Source organism: Flavobacterium frigidimaris, from assembly GCF_002217275.1.
Classification (GTDB): domain Bacteria; phylum Bacteroidota; class Bacteroidia; order Flavobacteriales; family Flavobacteriaceae; genus Flavobacterium; species Flavobacterium aquidurense.
The window spans coordinates 1-19,033 of sequence record NZ_MUGV01000029.1 but is presented as its reverse complement, the minus strand read 5'-3'; the positions used below and the strand labels follow the sequence as shown (position 1 = coordinate 19,033).

Sequence of the window (19,033 nt, the reverse complement as noted above, 5' to 3'; positions counted from 1 at the left end):
TTAAAGAAAACACTTGCAAGGAACGGATTTCCTACTAAATTTGTGTATTAACAATTTTTTTTAACCAACAATTAATAACTAATTATTATGAACAAATCAGAATTAATCGATGCTATCGCTGCTGATGCAGGAATTACAAAAGCTGCGGCAAAATTGGCTTTAGAATCATTTTTAGGAAACGTAGGAGCTACTTTGAAAAAAGGTGGTAGAGTTTCATTAGTAGGTTTTGGATCTTGGTCGGTATCTGCTAGAGCTGCTAGAGATGGTAGAAACCCACAAACAGGAAAAACTATTCAAATCGCTGCTAAGAATGTTGTAAAATTCAAAGCTGGAGCTGAATTAGAAGGTGCAGTGAACTAAGTAAGAAAGTTCTCTAAACTTATAATATAATCAAAACCCTCCTCATGGAGGGTTTTTTTGTGCGGTTTAACGATTTTATTTGGGTTTTTAAAAATTTTATGATTAAATTTAATAAAAATTGTAGCCGTATGATTTCAGAAAAATTAAAAAAAGGACACCTGCTTATTGCCGAACCTTCTATAATTGGAGATTTATCATTTAATAGATCGGTAATTTTATTAGCAGACCATAACAAAGAAGGATCAATAGGTTTTATCATTAATAAACCATTAAAATACACTATTAATGATCTGATACCTGAAATTGACGCCACTTTCAAGATATATAACGGAGGTCCTGTAGAACAAGACAACCTTTATTTCATTCACAATATTCCTGAATTAATCCCAAATAGTGTTGAGATTTCGAATGGAATTTATTGGGGAGGTGATTTCGAATCGACCAAAGACTTAATAAACGACGGATCTATTAGTAAAAATAATATTCGTTTTTTCTTAGGATATACTGGTTGGGATGAAAATCAGCTCGAGAGTGAAATGCAGGGAAATTCCTGGATCATTACTGATAATAGTTATAAAAACAAAATTATCGGCAAGTCTACCACACATTTCTGGAAAGAGCAAATTATTGAGCTTGGCGGCGATTATCTTATTTGGTCTAATGCACCAGAGAATCCGTATCTGAATTAATTTTCAGCAATGGATTCATTGAGCTTTTGTACTAATAAATGCGCCAGATCACCTGTAAACTCCTTTTTTCGATATTTGGTTATCGGCTGTATTCCCGTGATTACATTGGTCAGAAATAATTCGTCAGCTTTTTGAAGATCAAATGGCGAAATTATTTCTTCCAGCACTTCTATGCCTTCTATTTTCTTAGCTAAAGCTAAAATTTGTTTACGCATTATTCCGTTTAAACATCCTTCAGAAATTGGAGGTGTAATTAGTTTTTTACCTGTCACCATAAACAAATTACCCTGTAAGCCTTCGATCACGTTTTTTGTATCGTTTACTAAAAGGCAATTTGCCAGACCATTTTCGTGTGCAAAAATACTTCCGGTCACGTTTATCATTTTATTCGTCGTTTTAATCGACGATAATAATTGCTTGGTTACATAGAAATCTTTATACAAATCAACTTCGTATTGAGCAGTATTTAAAGCATACGAAGTATTTTCAAGAGCAGTTGCATGAATTAAATAGGAAACCTCATTCGTTTTTGGCAAATATAATCCACCATCATTTCTAAAAACAGTTATTCGCGCTCTGGCTGAAGCAGAAATTTCATTTTCCTTAACCAGTTTTAAAACTTGTTCTTCAAAAAATTCCATTGTAAAGTTCATCGGAATTTCCATTCTAACCACACGCATGGAAGCCATTAATCTAAAGTAATGATCTTCAAGAAACAAAATTCTGTTATTTACTATTTTTAGTGTTTCAAAAACACCATCACCATACAAAAAAGCGCGATTTTGAGTTAATATATTCTCGTCTTGCGCTACTATGTTTCCGTTAAAATTGATCATAAAAAAAGCCCTGAATTTTGTTCAGGGCAAATATAAGGTATAAAATAGAATTTTACTAAACAGATCCTATAAGATGTTTCAGGTCTGAGATCTGATTCTCCCACAATTGTTTAGCTTCTCCTACTTCTTCTTTTTCGGCAAAATCAACCACCATTAATGATACATCCTTAGTTAATTCATCAACTAAAATATGCAATTCAAAAAAGTATTCTGTATCCTTACTGCTTTCATCGACCCATTTAAACTTTACTTTCTCACCAGTCTTTTTAGACGCCAAACGCGCTTTTTCCTGCGAGTCGTTCCAGATAAAAGTAAAAAACTCACCTCTTGAATTTACGTTGTCAGCAAACCATTCTGACAAACCTGAAGGCGTTGATATGTATTGATATAATAATTGCGGCGAAGAATTTATAGGAAACTCGATTTCGTAACGTATTTTTGGATCCATGTGCTACTTTTAATTTTTTCGAAATATAAGAATATATGTCCAAAAACAATGCATTTTTAAAAATATTTTTTTTTCTTCATTTTATGCTTGTAAGCTCTAATATTATTTTTATATTTGCACCCGCAATGAGGAACACGGTTCACTTGCAATCTTGGCGAGGTAGCTCAGTTGGTTAGAGCGCAGGATTCATAACCCTGAGGTCACGGGTTCAACTCCCGTCCTCGCTACAAAAAACAAAACCCTTAAACATCAAATGTTTAAGGGTTTTTTATTTAAAAAAAACCTCACTGAGTGAGGAAAAAACCAGACCTCAGGTTAAATATCATTACTTTTCAAAGCGAAAAAATACTTCAGCACAATAATCCTATCTTGTTTTCAAAAGGCATCACACTTTTTAGAAATCTTTATATACTAAATTAAACTACAAGATAATTTTAAATTAAGAAATTAAAAATCTACTTCTCCTTTAATATATTTGTAATTGACTTAAATAGTTTAACTGAGTAATAAAATTATGTCTTCAGTTTCAGTACATAATATTCAACTTTTCAAATCTCTTTTTACGGGAAGAGAAGATATATTTGCTATTCGATGGGAAAAAGGTAATAAAAGTGGGTACATGCCCGCATATTTTTATGATCCATATCAGTACAGAAATCATAAAATGAAAGGCGGCACTTTCCAAACCTACACAGATAAAGAATATTTACCTCTGACGGAAAAAGAAATTGAAAAACATTTAAACGGGGAACAACATATTGGAGTTTATCCTTTGCTTAAAAACAATACATCCTGGTTTATTGTTGCTGATTTTGATAAAGTCGACTGGATCAATGATTGTGAAAAATTTATAAATGGCTGTAATGAAAAAGGGATTCCTGCCTATTTAGAACGTTCTCGATCAGGAAAAGGTGGACATGTTTGGATATTTTTTGAAGAACCTTATCCTGCCATAAAAAGCAGGCAAATATTTATTTCTATTTTATTACAAACCGGTGTTTTTTCTTTATTTGATAAAAGCTCCAGCTTTGACAGAATGTTTCCGAATCAAGATTTCTTGTCTGGTAAAGGTTTCGGAAATTTGATAGCACTTCCCCTTTATAAGAAAACATTTGAGCAAGGAAATAGTTGTTTTTTAGATATTGAAAATTTAGAGCCAATTCTGGATCAGTGGGATTTTTTAAGGAACATTCGAAAGATTTCAACAGTACAACTTAATGAATTATACCAAAGTCAAAACATTTCTGAAAATATTCCAGATTCAACTGTAAAAATACTATATGAGAAAGGGTTAACAATAAGATGGGACAACGTTGTCAGAATTAATCGTAACGCTATTCCACTTTTACTTATTAATTTTCTTAAAGAAGAATTGAACTTTTTGAATTCCGAATTCTTGATAAAAAAGAAGATGGGTAAAAATACTTTCGGAAAAGAGCGATATTTCAACCTGATTGAAGAAACTGAAAACGAAGTAATAATTCCGAGAGGTTTTATTGGGAAAATAATTCGATTTTGCAGGAATAATAAAATCGAATTCGATTTTAAAGATGAAAGAAAAAAGCTTAATGAGATTTCTTTTTTATTTAATGCACAACTCCTAGAACATCAACAAATAATAATTGATACTATCTCCAAGAAAGATCTTGGGATTATTGTGGCTCCCCCAGGTTCGGGAAAGACAATTCTGGGACTAAAAATTATTACAGACAGAAAACAATCCACTTTAATCATTACACATCGCAAACAAATTGCTGATCAATGGATAGAAAGAATCCAAACTTTTTTAGGAATTTCAAAAAATGAAATTGGAAAAATTGGACAAGGCAAAACCAAAATTGGAAAACAGATAACAGTTGCCATGATTCAAAGTTTATCAAAAGAATTAGAAAAACCTGAGAGCGAAAAACTTTTACATTCTTTTGGAACTATTCTAATAGATGAGTGTCATCACATTCCTGCAGAAACTTTTAAAAATACCGTTTCAAAATTTCATACATTTTATCTTTATGGATTAACAGCAACTCCTTTTAGAAAATATAATGATAGCAAATTGATTTCTATTTATTTGGGCGAAATAATTGCCGAGATAAAACACAATGAAATAAGTATTGCAAAAAAGCCAAAAATTATTATTAGAAATACAGAACTTGAAGTTTCTTTTAATTCAAAAACAGACAAATTTGAAACATTATCAAAAATTTTAATTCATGATTCTGCTCGAAACAAAGCCATTTTCGATGATATTACTAATGAACTAAAATCAGACAAGAAAATTGTTATTATTACAGAACGCAAAGAGCATATTGACTCTCTTTACCAATATTTAAAACAATCTTATGAAGTAATCACATTAAGTGGAGAAGATTCTGAAAGCAATAGAAATTCAAAATGGAAACTACTAAAAGAAAAAAATTATCAAGTTTTAATTACTACCGGACAATTCTTTGGAGAAGGCACTGATTTACAAAATGCCAATTGTCTCTTTTTAGTTTATCCATTTTCTTTCGAAGGAAAGCTGATTCAATATATTGGCAGAGTACAACGTTCTGAAATTACACCAACTATTTATGATTATCGAGACATCAAGATTGATTATTTAAATAAAATGTTTTTAAAAAGAAATACTTATTATAGGAAAATTGATAAGCAAGCAACCTTATTTGATGAAACCGAAGAAGAGGAAAATCTTTCAAAAGATAATTTTAATATTGGTAGAAAAATAAAAGTTGGGTTTGAAAATCTTGAATTCCGATATGGAAGCATCGTTTTAAAATATAATGTTTCAGAGATGAAAACCGAGCTTGAATTTGATATCGAAAATCTAGAAATGAGACCAGAATTTGAAGTTTTGAAATCTTACTTTTCGAAAGCACTTAAAATTAAAAACATAACGATTACAATTAAAGCGGAATTCGAAAACGGAAAACTAATTTCACAGTTAGCATTTTCCAACGATTTAAAAAAGATAAACAAAGATTTGATTGAAAGTGTAAAATTCAAATTTATTTCACAAACTTTCCTGAGTAAGTCACATTCTACCGAAGAAGAATCTTTATTGGATATAAACCAATTACAAAACAAAAGCAATATAAACCTCTACGATTCTGGAGAAGAGTTATTAGATGATTTTTTACAAAATCAAAAATACAAACATCAGAAAAATTTACAATATTTAGCGAATAATCACCAACGGACTATTCTAAAAATTAGATTCGTATTAACTCCTTTTTCATTTGTATTTCTTCTAGCAGGAAAATCAGGTTTTCACATTGTTTTAGAGACATTAAATACAGAAGAGGCGACTTATATTTGGCATTTTGATAATAATAAAAAATCTCTTCCTGATAATTTAAAGAAAGTCGATAGTTATCTAAATATCATTAGAAATAAGGGACGACAGGCTTTTATGGAAAATCCCTCTGAAAACTTTAGTAGAATACTTCACGACTATTCAGATGATAAACAGGGTTTTATTACATGGAAAGGTTTGCTTGAGGAAAGACTGACTTGATAATTTTTTTTATTTAATAAATATTATAGCCATTCAGTAGAAATATTTAAAAAAAATACTCATAACGGCGATTATTGCCGTTATCGTAATATTTTGTAAATAAATAAATTTACACTATCTTTACTTAACGGCGATTAACGCCGTAATAAATATAATTTTTAAATTATGGCAACAAATTTACTAAGACGAAAAGAATTATACGAAATAATGCCGGAGGGATTGATAACAACTCATAAGTGGCTTGTGGAAAATAATTTCACCCGCCATGCAATAGACAATTTGGTAAAAAGCAAACAGTTGGAATCCATAAGCAAAGGTGTTTACGTTAGAAATGTTTCCAAAATATCTTGGCAGTCGATAGTGTTTTCGTTACAATCAATATTAAAAACAGATTTGGTAGTTGGCGGTTTAACTGCACTTGAAATTCAAGGATTATCACATTACCTCTCACTTTCAGAAAATAAAATAGTTTATTTATTTGGTAACGATCTAATTCCTGAGTGGATTAAAAATTTAGATATGAACGTGAAATTTGTGAGACACACAAGTAATAATTTGTTTGCAAAGCAAGATCAAGAAATGTATCAATTTACATTAAAACGAGATTGGGATAGTGACAATAGAAAACTAATAATATCTTCACCAGAAAGAGCTTATCTTGAAGTATTATTAGAAGTCCCACAAAAAACAACTTTTGAACACGCTGATCAATTAATGCAGGGATTAACAACGTTATCTCCTCGAAATCTTCAAAAGGTATTAGAATCTTGCAAAAACATAAAAGTAAAGCGACTTTTCTTTTGGTTTGCAGAACGTCAAAATTATGTTTGGTTGGACAAATTAAATAGAGAAACAATAACATTAGGAACCGGTAATCGTATGATAATAAAGGGTGGAAAATTAAATACTAAATATAAAATAACAGTTCCAGAATGGCTTTAGATGCAAAAGAGATTTATCGTAAACAAGTACAACTTTTAGTTCGTGTTTTACCACTAGTGGACACCGAAAAATGCTTCGCCTTAAAAGGAGGAACTGCAATCAATCTATTTTATAGAGCACTTCCTCGCCTTTCAGTTGATATCGATTTATTATACATCCCGATGGATGATCGCGATAAAGCATTAATCAATATTAGAGCAGCTTTATCTAGAATAAGCAAACTTATACACGAAAGAATACCTGGAACCAGAGTACAAGATGCACATGACCAAAGTGATGCTCTAAGACTAATTGTAAGCCAAGGCGAAATACGTATTAAAGTAGAATTGTCTCCTGTAATAAGAGGAACTGTTTTTCCGGAAGTGAGAATGGAAGTAGTTGAAGAAGTAGAAGCAGAATTTGGATATGTAGAAATGCAATTGGCGTCACATGCTGATTTATATGCTGGGAAATTATGTGCAGCTTTAGATAGACAACATCCTAGAGATTTATTTGATGTGAAATTTCTTTTGGAAAATGAAGGATTAACAGATGATTTGAGAAAAACATTTTTAATATTTCTAATAAGTCACCAAAGACCGATGTCTGAATTATTAGATCCCCATCGTAAAGATATCACTGACATTTATGAAACAGAATTTAGACAAATGGCAGAAGTAGATGTTCCGTTGGAGCAATTAGAGGAAGCTAGAGAAAATCTAATTCATCAAATCAATTCTCAAATGACAGAGAATGAAAAGCAATTTCTTTTATCATTTAAAAATAAAACTCCAGATTGGAGTTTACTAGAAATGGAGAATATTGAGATAATTGCAAATCTTCCTTCTGTACTTTGGAAAATGATAAATTTAAATAGGATGCCAGAACAAAAGCATAAAGAAGCTTATGATAAATTAAAAAAGGTATTATATACCCTTAATAGAATAAGTTAAAATGATTTTTAATTTTTAGCTCATGTTAATGTTATTTAAAAAAATTAACACGTTAAATTCTCATGTTAGAAAAAGCCAAAAAGTTAACACGTTATAAATGTCATGCTAATAAAACCATTTATCACAAGAGTAAAAAAATAATCGAAATTGCTTAAATACTCAAGTGAGGAACTCGAGTGAGGAAAACCCAAAAAAAAGTGTAAAACCTATTTTTACATAAATTATAAATTATTACAAATCAAGTAATTACCAAGTACAAATGTATGATTTTCACGATTCATAACCCTGAGGTCACGGGTTCAACTCCCGTCCTCGCTACTTGACGGGATAAAGAAGATAAATCTTCCTTTATCCCGTTTTTATTTTCAAACAAAGCCCTGTTAATCATATATATTAGCTCCAAAACCTCATTAACTCGGGCGGTTCGAAAGGTGTTTTTTACGATAGTGAAATTTTCCGGAAATATCGAACCAATTAACTCTCTGCATCCTACCCAACCCCCGTCTTTAAAGTATTGATTCAATTCAAGAAGCCTCAGAACACCTCGACTAAGTAAATCCTTTACATCTTGACCAGTCTCATTTAAATTTGATAACTTTTGCTCAAGTTTGATGGTTTCATTTTTATAATTCGAATTCATTTCGCTGTAATCCGACACATCAATTTGTTGTTTTGACAATAAATCTCTGATATAGGCAATCCTCTTTTTATAGTCATTTATTTGTTCAACTAACTTTATTTTATAATCAAAATTCATTTTATCGCTCTCTTTATATGCCTCAATAATTAATTTAGTATACACATTACCAATTTCTGCTATAGGAATATACATTTTAAGATTATCCATAAAAACAGTATTTGCACTATCTGCATTAATTCTAAATTTGCATCCTGCTGAACAATGATAGTAGGCATAATAATTATTTCGTCCCTTTGAAATACTTCCTGTTAGTGTTTTATTGCAATCAGGACAAACAAAAAATCCTCTCAAAGGAAAAGGTTCTTTCGTGACAATTTTTGGGCGGAAGTTTCTTCCTCTGCCGTCAAGAACCTCTTGAACTTCATTAAAAAGGGCTTCAGTAATCAAAGCTTTATGCTGACCTGTGACATATTTTGCTTCTTCATCCTTATACTTCGGCACTGCAATTTTTCCACAGTAAACTGGATTTCTAATTAATCTCCAGAAATTATTTCTTGAACATTTCAATCCTTTTTTCTTTGCTTTAAAAAATATCTGTTCTGTATTAAATACGCCTTTTGCAAGCTCTACAAACGCCCATTTAATAATGGATGCTTCCGGCTCATCAAAGGCAATATATTTTGCGCCATCCTCACGAATTCTGTTAATATACCCTGCCGGAGCTAAACCCATATAACGACCTTCCTTTCTCGCTCTTCTCATTCCATGAAAAGTATTTAAGGCTCTTCTGTCATTTTCCACTTCGGGAGCCGCTAAATAAAAAGCCAGCATCATTTTATTTTCAGGAATTGATAAATCTAAAGGTTGTTCTATTCCCTGTGGCTCTACCCCTAGTTTTCTGAGTATATTTATCATTTGATAAGCATCACCCGCATTTCTGCTAAAACGATCCCACTTTGTGAACAAAACCAGATCTGTTTTATTTTTATTTTTTCTCAACTTCTCTAAAAGTTTATTCCATTGAGGTCTGATAAATGTTTTAGCAGAATGATCCTCATAGATAACATCTCTTATAGCAATATCATTGATCTGACAATATTTTCTCAAAACCTCTTCTTGATTTCTTTGAGAATATCCTCTGTCTGCCTGCTCGTCAGTGCTCACACGCACATACAAATCTGCTAATTTTTTCATTGTTTTGTTTTTAAATAATTAGAAACTGTAATATTGGCGAGTTTTCGCAAAAACTCCAAAATCAGTCTTGATTGTTCAAGGGTAATATTCATCCCTTCTTCTCTCAGCATTTGCAATACTTGCTCAGCACTCAGCTTGTTTTTTCCATTATCCTCCTCATCGCTTCTCATTTGACTTTCGCTGTTAGTAGCCAAAGACTCGCCAGGACGGTCTTTGAATTTCACATTCATTTATTTCCTATCTTATATGGATAGTAACAAATATAAAAATGCGTTTTTGAGATCAGTATATTCTCGCCATTGAAGGTAATCTTTGTCTTTTGATGTCATAATGTTCAAAAGTTATGCTAATGAATAATAGAAAGTTTTCATAATTCCGAAAAACCATAGGCGGAGAACTAAGGATATAAATGCTGAAACATAACTGCGGATTTTTTTTAAAATAAGAGCAATTAAAAAAAATACAATAATGTTTCCTATCAATTCTTTATATATGGTACACTCAAAAATCATGTTTCATACATTGGACGCGAATTAAACAAGTCTGTAGACTTACAGTTCTTGAAATTTCGCTGTTATGTCAAGTTTTTTTAATGTGCTTTTCTTCAAATTCCTCTGTGAGCTGTATTATCTTTTTGGATAAAACAGCTAACTCTATTGTCTGCTTTTCGAGTTTGTACAGATATGCCGAAGCTTTCTTTTCGGAAAATTTTTGATATAAAATCTTGACAACCTGATTGTAATTTACCCCAACAGCCCGAAACTGGCTGTAAAAGGAGGTCAGTCGCATATAATAATCCAATGTCGCTTTATCGATTTTAACTGTTTTTATTCCTTTTTGAAAAACACACGCTGTAATAAAGTGTGCCATTACATGCATTCCTGATGTTTCGAAAAGAGTCAGGAAACGTGCATTTTCTTCTGCATTAAAGCTGATGGAATAGCGATGGACGGCGGGATCTATTTTGGAAGGTCTGCCTCCTTTATGCGGGTTCTTTTTTTCGTCATTTATCATAATTTCAATTAATAGCATTACTTAAAAAACCAATATAATTTATACTAAGCAGTTACAGTCCAATTTGGAAGTGTTTGGAAGTACTTGGAAGCATTTGTCTTATTTGTTCCTAATCCTAGTCTTAAACCTTTAGAATTTGACATTCGCTGTCAAATACAGCCATCAGAAGACACTTCAAAAAAGCAGGGCTTTTTCAGAATTAATTTTTCTGAAAATATAAAATTATGCTCTGCAAAGAAACTGTTACTTCGGAGATGTGGGAACTTCTCCAAAGGCTTATGAAAGATGAAAATTTGAAAGACCACATATTGGTAGGCGGTACGGCGCTGGCCTTAAGACTAGGACACCGCTTATCGGTAGACATAGATCTTTTTACAACAAAAGATTTTGATCCGCAGACGATGCTCAAATATTTACATGACACTTATGGTGTAAATGAAAAAGAAAGCAGGCTGTACAATAACACAGTTCTTACCTACATCGATAATGTAAAAGTCGATATTGTTACACACAATTACCCTATTCTGAATTCTGTGGAAACAACAGAAGGAGTCCGCATGATTTCCAATGAAGATATTGGGGCAATGAAACTCCATGCAATCCATCAGAGCGGTACCAGATACAAGGATTTTGTCGACATGTACTTTATGCTTGAGCAAGAACCTCTAAAGTTTTATCTGCAAGCCTATCAGAGAAAATATGACAAAGATCCATACTGGGCTTGCAGAGGCTTGAATACTTATGACAAGATTACCACATTTGACGGTGTAGATATACTAAAAGAAAAAGAGCAGAACTGGAAAAACATCCAAAAACGTCTGGAACTGGCAGTAAAAAATCCTTTATATAAATTTAAATCTGAAAGCCAGAATTTACCAATTAACCCCAATAAAAAGAGAGGTTTTCGCAGGTAATTCAGCAGAAATTGCTTATATTTGATACTAACCATTATTCAAAAAACAATGGAGAAATTAACTAGAAAAATACCCAATCTTCACCCTAAATTCTTCTGGGATTTTAGATTCGACAGCATTGACTGGGATGGAGGATATAAAATGGTTATTGCCCGTATTGTTGAACGTGGAGGTCAGGATCAAATTGACGAAATCGTGCGTTTTTATGGTCGTGAAAAAGTAATTAAGGCAGTCCGTGAAGAGATTTCCTTTCTTCCCAACTATGCCATTGAAGATGCCCTTAAATTCTTTCCCGAACTCAAAAAGGAAGAGATGCACTGTTACCTCAACCGCAAGGATAAACCCTATCACTGGATTTAATCCTGCATTTAATAAATTAAGCCCTCCGACACATAATGCTAATCACTTCATTACAGTGTGGAGGGCATGTCCATAAACATAATCTTCCAATTTTATGTTTACTATCCGCACTATGGCGTTTGCTTTTAAACGATTATCTAAATAATATAGTACAAGCTTAAAACATTTGTTTTAGTAAGCTGTATGCAATATCCGAATATCTACTAAGATTGTAATTGCAAAATTTCCGAAAAGTCATCTACCCTTATAAACGATCATATATCTACCGATTGTTATTTATATTTTTATCAAAAGAAATAATTAAAAAGAAACCGAAGGTATGACGGGCTTTCGCAGTCAGGCAAAAAGACTTCGGCATAATGCCTTGCTCGTTCCTCACAAGACACCCTTCGGGACTTATTCCGATTCCTTTTTGCCTGACTGCATCCCGTCCTTTTAGATTGCTTTCTTTTTCTTTTTTTCCTTTTTCTGTTTTCTTTTGGAAAAATATTTTTGTTTCTTCTTGGTAATGTTGGACTGCTGGCACACCTTCTGACCTGTCTGTACACTTGCATGCTTGAGTGGATGACTGCCTGCCGGCTTGCAGGCAAGAATGCCAGTCTGCATACATACACACCTGCCTACATGGTTATATGAAAACATGCCTACTTGAATGCCGGAATGCCTGAATGCTTGAAGACATGTCTGGCTGCATACATAAATAATAATACATAAGTTCATTATCGCCATATATTCAGCATTATTTTAAAACCTTCGTTGCGTTCGGGCTGTACTGTATAGTCAGTATTCACTGCATCCTTAAGTAAGCACTTTATTGCCAGTAGCATAAAAAAAGGGCATCAAGCCCTTTCAATTAAAATATATTCTAATAATATGTTCACCAGAACATGGCAAGTTGTGTTTTGAGATGCTTGAAATGAATTCAGCATCTCAAAACAACTTGCCCTGCGGGGCTGGAAAACGCCTCCAAAGTCGGCGTTTTATTAGAATTATGAATGGACATAGCTTAGTTTGTAGTGCTCTTTTTATTTTCTTTTAAATATTTCTTGTGGAGCATATCCAGTAAGTCACCTTCTTCCAATGGAATCAGCATTTCTATTATTCTCAACAGGCTGTAAACGTATCTTTCAACATGCCTCGGACTATTATTGGTACTGACTTCCATTCCGTCTAATGCCAGCATTCCTGCTTTGAGTAAATCCATAATCATACAAAACAGATCGGAATATCCCTGAACATTTATTTCGAGATTGTGTATATCGTTCCGTATTTTTGATGCAGGTTTGAGCATTGTAAAGTAATACTCCGGATTTTCAACCAGATCATTTAATTTGATTTTATTTTTTTTCATAACAATATATTTTATTAGTTAAATCGAGCATCTCTGAAATGATGCAGTAATTTCAGCATTCGGCATTCTCTTTAGATTCATTAACTTTTTTTATCCTTTCAAGGCCTCTTTCACGCATAAGCTCTCCCGCATCAAGCATTTTTATTAAATGGATATACGGAGTTGTAAGGTCAATATCCCCCTCTTCTTTGTATGGAGACAATGAAAGACTCACTATTTCAGAAAGGAAAAATTCAAACTCCTTAAGGCTTTGCTCTGCAAATGCCTTTCGAAATACTGTGAAAGGATTGTCATATTCCTGCTTTGTCAGTGAAGTGAGATGAAATACATTTTCGTTGCGGACTGACTCTTTTACTCTCCATTTACTGCTTTTTTTATGCAGGCAGTAGTATGTTTTCAAAAATGACCATATCGCTTTATAGAATATAAAAATCTCGCTTGGTCTATCATTACTGCAGATTTCTTCTTTAAAGCTGTACAGTACTGCCTGCGTTAAATTTCGCTTATAGTAGTCAAGATGTGCAAAATCAAAAAGGGCATCAGATGCTTCAAAAGGATTTCCCGCCTCAAATCCAGCCCAGAACTTGGTCTCAAAGTTTTTTTTCTTCTTTTTCATGATTTAAAAAATTAGTTATCCATTTGTTCATTTTTATTTTCGCTATTAATCTCTAAATAAAGCTTATGCAGTTTATCAAGCCCTTCCGCTTCACTGCACGGCAGTAGCTGTATTGCAATTTCCAAAATACTTGTAAGATGAAAAGCAGGATCTGCGATCTGGCTGGAATTCTCAAGATCTGAATTCTCTAGTGTGTGAAGTGCTATTTTCAGAAGATCCTGTATAGTGAACATCAGATTGATGTAGCTTGTAAATTTTATACTGGCATAATAAGTGCCTTCTTTATCTCTCTGCGGGATCAATGTTCTAAAATAAAAACTGCTTTTCAGTTCTTTGATAAAATTATCCGCCTTTTTATTTTCATTGGTTTCCATATTCTTTAAATATTTGTTTGGTTTGCTCAGCATACTGCTGATACATTATTTTTACTTCATTCATCAGCCACTGCATTTTTTCATATGCTGATTCAACAATTTCTGCAGTTAACGGTTCAATTTCCTCTCCCCACTGAACAGCTTTTCGGGCAAAATCAAGCTTTCTTAAAACTTCTTTCTCTTCTTTGTTATCTAAATTAAAAGTGTTGCCTAAGACACTATTAAACTTCGCAATGCGCTCCTGCTGGTCTGAAATGTTTCCATCAATCACCCATTCACCCGTTAGAACCCATGAGGCATTAATAAAAAGATATCGAAACTGCTCATGTATAACATACAATGCCATTAAATGATTCTCGTTTTCACGGTGGTATTTTAAGTCCCTGCCAATAGTATTGGCCTCTGATATCCACATTTGATAATTTGTAACAGTCTTTTTCAAAAGCCGTTTCACATTTATTTTTTTTATATCCAGAACAGGTTTTTCTCCGGCATTTCTATACACAAGATCTGTTTCTTTACAATTGAAAAGAAAAAATAAATTTCCTTTTCCGACTTCTCTCTTTATACACTCCCTGTCAAAAAAACAAAATGAAAAATTATTGTAGTTTTCAACTACTTTCCATAAATGGAAGACAACATCGTCATAGTAATGAGGGCTTTTTTTGCTCACAACAATCGTCAGGATCCCTGTTTTTGATTCTACAGCAGAATCAGAAAAGTAAATGCACTCAGCTTCTATAAACGCTACTAACAGTTTCACTGTTTTCTTGACTGCCTGATATTTAGGATGGTCTTTCTGTGTTAAAATATTATAATTCATGACCTGTCTGTTTAAGGTTCAGCCGAAATCAGGTTCTCAGTACGTCTTAATTCATCTTGTACAACACCTGTGCAGAAACCAGCAAAATCATTGTATCGATCCTGCAAAAGATTCATATCCACTTCAGAAAAAGTATCTGCACCGCTGTATCTTAGCTGAGCATATGATCTGCTTAATATCGTAAACAAGTTTCTATCCTGTTCTGTAACCCTCGGAAAGTAACTGCTTATTTCTGGGTTAAAATGATCGCAGATTTCCAATAAATAAGAAAGAGAAAAATGATTCGGAGAATACCCCATAAACAAACGGATCATCCCAAGACAGATCTGTTCTGTCATAGTATGGAGCATCAAACCTTTAAGGGGAGCATAACATGCCCATTCATAATCTTCCTGCCATTTTTCCATATTATTCACCACAATATTTCTATAGCACAGATATTCTTTTGCAGATGCTATACTGCGGACTGGAAGATCTCCAAATTCCAGAACAGCAGATTCTTTTTTAAACAAAGCCTTTCCATTTTTTATAATATTCAAAAAGAAATATTTCTGATCGCCTGTTGCAGTCTTAAGCTCTGAAATATGATGAATCAAAAGTGTTGCGGTGCACTGCTCTTTGGTTCTGCTTTTAATAATATCAGCCAGATCATGCACTGCATTTACTTTACTTTCTTTGACAAGTATTAATAAATAAAAGTGTTTAATCCTTTTTTCCGCTTTTCCAAAACAATAAACTGCCTCAATCTTAAGATAAGAAGTAACGGTATCATTGACAATTTTCTCATAGTCGATGACACCATCGTTTAAAGTGTCTGTATTCTGTTTTGGTTCAATAAAAAAAACGGATTTTTCCTCGCAGTAAGAAAGCTGGTCTTGAAAGATCTTTTTAGTTTCTTTTAAGATGCGGTAAAGTTTCTTTTGTGCTTCTTTAACCCTGTCTTTCTTAATCTTTGTTTTGCCTCCATAAGGAAATTCAATCCTTGCTCTATCAAGCAAATCAGCAATTTCTTTATCCTTATCATGATCCGTATTAAACACCTGTTTCAAAATAGGTGCATAATCCTTTATCGTATTTAAGTGCTCTAGTGTATAATGATTCGAATGAGATTTTCCCATGACCAGTTCTCCGATTATACCAAAAAGAAGGTTTACTGCCTGATGAATTGTATAGAGCGCCATATGATGGTTATTTGTTCCTTCATAATGCTGGGAACCTCTTCTTAATGATTCTGCTTTGGCTAAAAGCCCGCTGTTTTTCTTTACTGCTTTTTTAAGCAGAACAGATACAGTGGGAATATCTTTTTTAATCTTAAAATCAAACTCCTCGTTTTTAAACAGACTTATATTTGATAAATACCACTTTAAATAATACAAGCTTCCATACTTTAAGCGATGCAGTACATCCCATAGATTTATAATTACATAAGGAACGGACGGATATTTTTTTAAAATCTTATCTGCCCAGTCATACATTTCCGATGCAATCTGCTGTGAATCTTCCCTTAAGATTATAGTAAGTATATAACCTCTTTTACCTGCGGTCTCTGCCTCATGCAGAGTGACCGCTGTAATATCCATAAATGATTGGAGCTCTCTAACGGCATTCTCCAATTCTTTCCGATCTTGAAATTGAATTGCACTACTCATAATTTTAATTTTTTTAATTAATACTTGTGTGAAAAATTGTATTTTTGTTTAACACACAGGCAAGTAAGTGTTTAGTCGTACTGTACCGTATCAATTTGTATTGTACCGTACAAGACTATTTCTATATCATACAGGAGACTTACTTTTTTATTCTTAATTATTATCTTTGAGCTATGAGTACAGTAACAAAACCAAATCACATAGGACGAAAAATCAGTCGTATTCGTGAACTAAAAGACATGAAACAGGAAGCTTTAGCCCAGGCTATGGGAACAAACCAGCAGGCTATTTCTATTATGGAAAACAGCGAGACAATTGAAGAAGAAAAACTAATCGAAGTAGCAAAGGCTTTGGGAGTAACTGTTGAAGCAATAAAGAATTTCTCGGAAGAAGGTGTATTTAATTATTTCAATACATTTAATGAAGCTGTTGCAAATAATAATTTTGGACGCCAAGACACTTGTAATTTTAACCCACTAGATAAAGTGGTAGAACTTTACGAACGTTTAGTTCAAGCCGAAAAAGATAAAGTTGAATATTTGGAAAAATTATTAAAAGCAAAATGATGCTTTTATAAAAGATATATTAATTCCAAAAAGAGACTTTCGAGTCTCTTTTTTGTTATCAAATATCTCCATACTTTAATATAAAATGAATGCCATGCATAAAACTATAAAGCTGAGAGTAAAAAAAGAAATTGACAGGGAAAGTGAGCTTAAAGTATTAAAACTAAAAGGGACATTAATTACTAAAGGCTATACAGAAATTATTCATATTGAAGATGAAAATGAAGATTTCTATGTGAACACTTTTTCAACTTCAACAGACCTAAAAAAAGAAGCAGAAAATTATATATTAAATTATATTTCTTCTCATAATGTAAATGATATTATCACATTACTCAGCACTGTTAAGTAGTGTTTTTTTTTTAACTTGAATTGATAGGATAGAAACGAAATTATTTTTGACTGATTACTAATTAATTTACATATAACAAACTTGATATAATAATTACAACTAAAGGCTCAATGATAGAAGATTTAATTAAAAGAACAAATACCGATGATTTTTATCAAAACTGCGATTTTAAACTTGAATCATTCAACTTCAAAACATCGGATAATACTGTGGAGACAAAGACAGATAAATTTGGTTCAATAGTTGGAGACAATTCTAAAATCGGAGCAAATGCAGTTTTATCACCAGGAACAATTTTAGAAAAATGCAGTATTGTAAAACAACTTGAACTAATAGAACAAACAAAATAAAAAAGTCCTAATCAATATTATAAGAGATGCAATAAATTTACATATCAATGATAAATAAACACAAATGGTTATAATATTCGTTTCATACCATTAACTTCTTCCTTATACTGACTTGGTGTAGATTTTTTAATTGACTTGAATATTCGATTAAAATTAGCAATATTATTAAAGCCTGATTTGTATGCAATTTCAGAAACACTCATATCATTTTCTACTAACCATCTTGCTGCATAACCAATTCTGATGTCATTTAAATAATTTACGAAAGTTTTGCCTGTACGTTTTTTTATAAACCTATTGAACGATATACTTGACATATTTGCAATAGTTGAAATATCTTCCAAAGTGATTTTTTCTGAAAAATTTTTCTGAACATATTCATAAATTATTTTCATTTTATCATAGTCTTCAAATTTATCGTAGTCAACGGTGTAACTTGAAAGAATTCGTTGATTTCTCGAAATCGCCAAATCATACAATATTGAAGTTATTTCTAAAAAATAATCAATACCGTCCAATTTAGAAAGATTTATAAGTCGAGGCATTAACTCATAAGCTATTTTATCGGAAAATAAAATTCCGTGAATGGATCTGTTAAACATATCATTTATGGGAGCCAAAATTCGTCTTGACAATAATGTCTCTGGAAATAAATCATTATGAAACTGAATCGTTATTTCATGAATTTTATCGCTTTTACATTTGTGAAGTTGCCAACCATGATACAAATTGGGTCCAATCAAAACTAACTCAATTTCACCAATTTCATCTATGTGATCACCAACCACACGCTTCACCCCAGCAGCATTAAAAATAAAATTAATTTCAAATTCGGGATGATAATGAATGGGGAAATCAAAACGATCTTTTATTCGGTCAAAGACCAAAAAACTGTCTCCAGCTGAAAGTGGTGCAATTTCACGGTGAAAATTTTCAGAATTTGTCATTTTAAAAAATATTATTAATAAATGTTTAGTATTGCAATAATATGATATATAATTGATAAATTAATATTAATCCAAAAACATTCATCCTCTTATCTTTGAAAACTTAAAGTATAAAAAGAACAATTATTTTGAATTAATGCAAAAAAAACAAATTAATATAAA

22 protein-coding genes and 1 tRNA gene are annotated in these 19,033 nt (G+C 32.3%); 11 read left to right on the top strand and 12 right to left on the bottom strand.

What is annotated here, in order from left to right; genetic code table 11:
- Nucleotides 1-87 precede the first annotated feature (87 nt).
- A complete protein-coding gene (locus B0A65_RS16525; protein WP_017498096.1) occupies nt 88-360 on the top strand; it encodes an HU family DNA-binding protein in 273 nt (90 codons plus the stop codon).
- 128 nt (nt 361-488) lie between these two features.
- Nucleotides 489-1,049 (top strand): YqgE/AlgH family protein, encoded by a 561-nt coding sequence (locus tag B0A65_RS16520; RefSeq protein WP_026984133.1) that lies wholly within the window; start codon nt 489-491, stop codon nt 1,047-1,049.
- On the opposite strand, the gene B0A65_RS16515 is transcribed toward B0A65_RS16520, so the two are convergent.
- Nucleotides 1,046-1,885 carry an aminotransferase class IV gene (locus B0A65_RS16515; protein WP_074659567.1) on the bottom strand — a complete coding sequence of 280 codons (840 nt, stop codon included), beginning with the start codon at nt 1,883-1,885 and terminating at the stop codon, nt 1,046-1,048. The genes B0A65_RS16520 and B0A65_RS16515 overlap by 4 nt on opposite strands.
- A gap of 55 nt (nt 1,886-1,940) precedes the next feature.
- Nucleotides 1,941-2,333: an START-like domain-containing protein gene (locus B0A65_RS16510; RefSeq protein ID WP_026984135.1), complete on the bottom strand. Its 393-nt coding sequence runs from the start codon at nt 2,331-2,333 to the stop codon at nt 1,941-1,943.
- A 153-nt stretch (nt 2,334-2,486) separates the two neighbouring features.
- On the opposite strand from B0A65_RS16510, the gene B0A65_RS16505 reads away from it, so the two are divergent.
- The 4 genes from B0A65_RS16505 (at nt 2,487) to B0A65_RS16490 (ending at nt 7,721) form a co-directional block, all read left to right on the top strand.
- A tRNA-Met gene (locus B0A65_RS16505) sits at nt 2,487-2,560 on the top strand.
- A 287-nt stretch (nt 2,561-2,847) separates the two neighbouring features.
- Nucleotides 2,848-5,847, top strand: a complete 3,000-nt coding sequence (locus B0A65_RS16500; protein ID WP_074659566.1) for a DEAD/DEAH box helicase — start codon at nt 2,848-2,850, stop codon at nt 5,845-5,847.
- A 165-nt stretch (nt 5,848-6,012) separates the two neighbouring features.
- Nucleotides 6,013-6,789: a type IV toxin-antitoxin system AbiEi family antitoxin gene (locus B0A65_RS16495; protein ID WP_074659565.1), complete on the top strand. Its 777-nt coding sequence runs from the start codon at nt 6,013-6,015 to the stop codon at nt 6,787-6,789.
- Nucleotides 6,780-7,721: a nucleotidyl transferase AbiEii/AbiGii toxin family protein gene (locus tag B0A65_RS16490; RefSeq protein WP_074659564.1), complete on the top strand. Its 942-nt coding sequence runs from the start codon at nt 6,780-6,782 to the stop codon at nt 7,719-7,721. The genes B0A65_RS16495 and B0A65_RS16490 overlap by 10 nt, the downstream gene beginning before the upstream one ends.
- 277 nt (nt 7,722-7,998) lie before the next feature.
- On the opposite strand, the gene B0A65_RS16485 is transcribed toward B0A65_RS16490, so the two are convergent.
- The 3 genes from B0A65_RS16485 to mobA form a co-directional block, all read right to left on the bottom strand.
- Nucleotides 7,999-9,555: a recombinase family protein gene (locus B0A65_RS16485; RefSeq protein ID WP_074659563.1), complete on the bottom strand. Its 1,557-nt coding sequence runs from the start codon at nt 9,553-9,555 to the stop codon at nt 7,999-8,001.
- Nucleotides 9,552-9,785, bottom strand: coding sequence for a hypothetical protein (locus B0A65_RS16480; protein ID WP_074659562.1), 234 nt, complete (start codon nt 9,783-9,785; stop codon nt 9,552-9,554). The genes B0A65_RS16485 and B0A65_RS16480 overlap by 4 nt, the downstream gene beginning before the upstream one ends.
- A 349-nt stretch (nt 9,786-10,134) precedes the next feature.
- The gene (mobA, locus tag B0A65_RS16475; RefSeq protein ID WP_074659561.1) at nt 10,135-10,569 is read right to left on the bottom strand and encodes a conjugal transfer protein MobA; all 435 of its coding nucleotides are present in this window, start codon (nt 10,567-10,569) and stop codon (nt 10,135-10,137) included.
- 224 nt (nt 10,570-10,793) lie between these two features.
- On the opposite strand from mobA, the gene B0A65_RS16470 reads away from it, so the two are divergent.
- Both B0A65_RS16470 and B0A65_RS16465 read left to right on the top strand, forming a co-directional pair.
- Complete coding sequence (locus B0A65_RS16470; RefSeq protein WP_074659560.1) at nt 10,794-11,483, top strand: nucleotidyl transferase AbiEii/AbiGii toxin family protein; 690 nt, start codon at nt 10,794-10,796, stop codon at nt 11,481-11,483.
- A gap of 48 nt (nt 11,484-11,531) precedes the next feature.
- Nucleotides 11,532-11,843, top strand: coding sequence for a DUF6922 domain-containing protein (locus tag B0A65_RS16465; protein WP_074659559.1), 312 nt, complete (start codon nt 11,532-11,534; stop codon nt 11,841-11,843).
- A gap of 262 nt (nt 11,844-12,105) precedes the next feature.
- On the opposite strand, the gene B0A65_RS16460 is transcribed toward B0A65_RS16465, so the two are convergent.
- The 6 genes from B0A65_RS16460 to B0A65_RS16435 form a co-directional block, all read right to left on the bottom strand.
- Nucleotides 12,106-12,453: a hypothetical protein gene (locus B0A65_RS16460; RefSeq protein WP_074659558.1), complete on the bottom strand. Its 348-nt coding sequence runs from the start codon at nt 12,451-12,453 to the stop codon at nt 12,106-12,108.
- Nucleotides 12,454-12,849: 396 nt separating this feature from the next.
- Complete coding sequence (locus B0A65_RS16455; RefSeq protein WP_074659557.1) at nt 12,850-13,194, bottom strand: hypothetical protein; 345 nt, start codon at nt 13,192-13,194, stop codon at nt 12,850-12,852.
- 52 nt (nt 13,195-13,246) lie between these two features.
- On the bottom strand, nt 13,247-13,810 hold the full coding sequence (locus B0A65_RS16450) for a hypothetical protein (protein WP_074659556.1): 564 nt from the start codon (nt 13,808-13,810) through the stop codon (nt 13,247-13,249).
- 11 nt (nt 13,811-13,821) lie between these two features.
- The gene (locus tag B0A65_RS16445; protein WP_074659555.1) at nt 13,822-14,184 is read right to left on the bottom strand and encodes a hypothetical protein; all 363 of its coding nucleotides are present in this window, start codon (nt 14,182-14,184) and stop codon (nt 13,822-13,824) included.
- A complete protein-coding gene (locus B0A65_RS16440; RefSeq protein WP_074659554.1) occupies nt 14,171-15,007 on the bottom strand; it encodes a hypothetical protein in 837 nt (278 codons plus the stop codon). The genes B0A65_RS16445 and B0A65_RS16440 overlap by 14 nt, the downstream gene beginning before the upstream one ends.
- Before the next feature lie 11 nt (nt 15,008-15,018).
- Nucleotides 15,019-16,656, bottom strand: coding sequence for a hypothetical protein (locus B0A65_RS16435; RefSeq protein WP_074659553.1), 1,638 nt, complete (start codon nt 16,654-16,656; stop codon nt 15,019-15,021).
- A 173-nt stretch (nt 16,657-16,829) separates the two neighbouring features.
- Here B0A65_RS16435 and B0A65_RS16430 point away from each other — a divergent pair, with 173 nt between their 5' ends.
- From B0A65_RS16430 to B0A65_RS23555, 3 genes are all read left to right on the top strand, one after another.
- Nucleotides 16,830-17,222 (top strand): helix-turn-helix domain-containing protein, encoded by a 393-nt coding sequence (locus B0A65_RS16430; protein ID WP_074659552.1) that lies wholly within the window; start codon nt 16,830-16,832, stop codon nt 17,220-17,222.
- A gap of 85 nt (nt 17,223-17,307) precedes the next feature.
- On the top strand, nt 17,308-17,574 hold the full coding sequence (locus tag B0A65_RS16425) for a hypothetical protein (protein ID WP_242670299.1): 267 nt from the start codon (nt 17,308-17,310) through the stop codon (nt 17,572-17,574).
- A 110-nt stretch (nt 17,575-17,684) separates the two neighbouring features.
- Complete coding sequence (locus B0A65_RS23555) at nt 17,685-17,924, top strand: LbetaH domain-containing protein (protein ID WP_242670298.1); 240 nt, start codon at nt 17,685-17,687, stop codon at nt 17,922-17,924.
- 68 nt (nt 17,925-17,992) lie between these two features.
- Here B0A65_RS23555 and B0A65_RS16415 read toward each other — a convergent pair whose 3' ends face one another.
- Nucleotides 17,993-18,871, bottom strand: coding sequence for a helix-turn-helix domain-containing protein (locus tag B0A65_RS16415; RefSeq protein ID WP_074659551.1), 879 nt, complete (start codon nt 18,869-18,871; stop codon nt 17,993-17,995).
- Nucleotides 18,872-19,033: the final 162 nt, after the last annotated feature.

What these genes read in the sequence shown, in the direction of transcription:
- B0A65_RS16525 (WP_017498096.1), top strand. Translation starts at nt 88, where the DNA reads ATGAACAAATCAGAATTAATCGATGCTATCGCTGCTGATGCAGGAATT.
- B0A65_RS16520 (WP_026984133.1), top strand. Translation starts at nt 489, where the DNA reads ATGATTTCAGAAAAATTAAAAAAAGGACACCTGCTTATTGCCGAACCT.
- B0A65_RS16515 (WP_074659567.1), bottom strand. Translation starts at nt 1,885, where the DNA reads ATGATCAATTTTAACGGAAACATAGTAGCGCAAGACGAGAATATATTA.
- B0A65_RS16510 (WP_026984135.1), bottom strand. Translation starts at nt 2,333, where the DNA reads ATGGATCCAAAAATACGTTACGAAATCGAGTTTCCTATAAATTCTTCG.
- B0A65_RS16500 (WP_074659566.1), top strand. Translation starts at nt 2,848, where the DNA reads ATGTCTTCAGTTTCAGTACATAATATTCAACTTTTCAAATCTCTTTTT.
- B0A65_RS16495 (WP_074659565.1), top strand. Translation starts at nt 6,013, where the DNA reads ATGGCAACAAATTTACTAAGACGAAAAGAATTATACGAAATAATGCCG.
- B0A65_RS16490 (WP_074659564.1), top strand. Translation starts at nt 6,780, where the DNA reads ATGGCTTTAGATGCAAAAGAGATTTATCGTAAACAAGTACAACTTTTA.
- B0A65_RS16485 (WP_074659563.1), bottom strand. Translation starts at nt 9,555, where the DNA reads ATGAAAAAATTAGCAGATTTGTATGTGCGTGTGAGCACTGACGAGCAG.
- B0A65_RS16480 (WP_074659562.1), bottom strand. Translation starts at nt 9,785, where the DNA reads ATGAATGTGAAATTCAAAGACCGTCCTGGCGAGTCTTTGGCTACTAAC.
- mobA (WP_074659561.1), bottom strand. Translation starts at nt 10,569, where the DNA reads ATGATAAATGACGAAAAAAAGAACCCGCATAAAGGAGGCAGACCTTCC.
- B0A65_RS16470 (WP_074659560.1), top strand. Translation starts at nt 10,794, where the DNA reads ATGCTCTGCAAAGAAACTGTTACTTCGGAGATGTGGGAACTTCTCCAA.
- B0A65_RS16465 (WP_074659559.1), top strand. Translation starts at nt 11,532, where the DNA reads ATGGAGAAATTAACTAGAAAAATACCCAATCTTCACCCTAAATTCTTC.
- B0A65_RS16460 (WP_074659558.1), bottom strand. Translation starts at nt 12,453, where the DNA reads ATGTATGCAGACTGGCATTCTTGCCTGCAAGCCGGCAGGCAGTCATCC.
- B0A65_RS16455 (WP_074659557.1), bottom strand. Translation starts at nt 13,194, where the DNA reads ATGAAAAAAAATAAAATCAAATTAAATGATCTGGTTGAAAATCCGGAG.
- B0A65_RS16450 (WP_074659556.1), bottom strand. Translation starts at nt 13,810, where the DNA reads ATGAAAAAGAAGAAAAAAAACTTTGAGACCAAGTTCTGGGCTGGATTT.
- B0A65_RS16445 (WP_074659555.1), bottom strand. Translation starts at nt 14,184, where the DNA reads ATGGAAACCAATGAAAATAAAAAGGCGGATAATTTTATCAAAGAACTG.
- B0A65_RS16440 (WP_074659554.1), bottom strand. Translation starts at nt 15,007, where the DNA reads ATGAATTATAATATTTTAACACAGAAAGACCATCCTAAATATCAGGCA.
- B0A65_RS16435 (WP_074659553.1), bottom strand. Translation starts at nt 16,656, where the DNA reads ATGAGTAGTGCAATTCAATTTCAAGATCGGAAAGAATTGGAGAATGCC.
- B0A65_RS16430 (WP_074659552.1), top strand. Translation starts at nt 16,830, where the DNA reads ATGAGTACAGTAACAAAACCAAATCACATAGGACGAAAAATCAGTCGT.
- B0A65_RS16425 (WP_242670299.1), top strand. Translation starts at nt 17,308, where the DNA reads ATGAATGCCATGCATAAAACTATAAAGCTGAGAGTAAAAAAAGAAATT.
- B0A65_RS23555 (WP_242670298.1), top strand. Translation starts at nt 17,685, where the DNA reads ATGATAGAAGATTTAATTAAAAGAACAAATACCGATGATTTTTATCAA.
- B0A65_RS16415 (WP_074659551.1), bottom strand. Translation starts at nt 18,871, where the DNA reads ATGACAAATTCTGAAAATTTTCACCGTGAAATTGCACCACTTTCAGCT.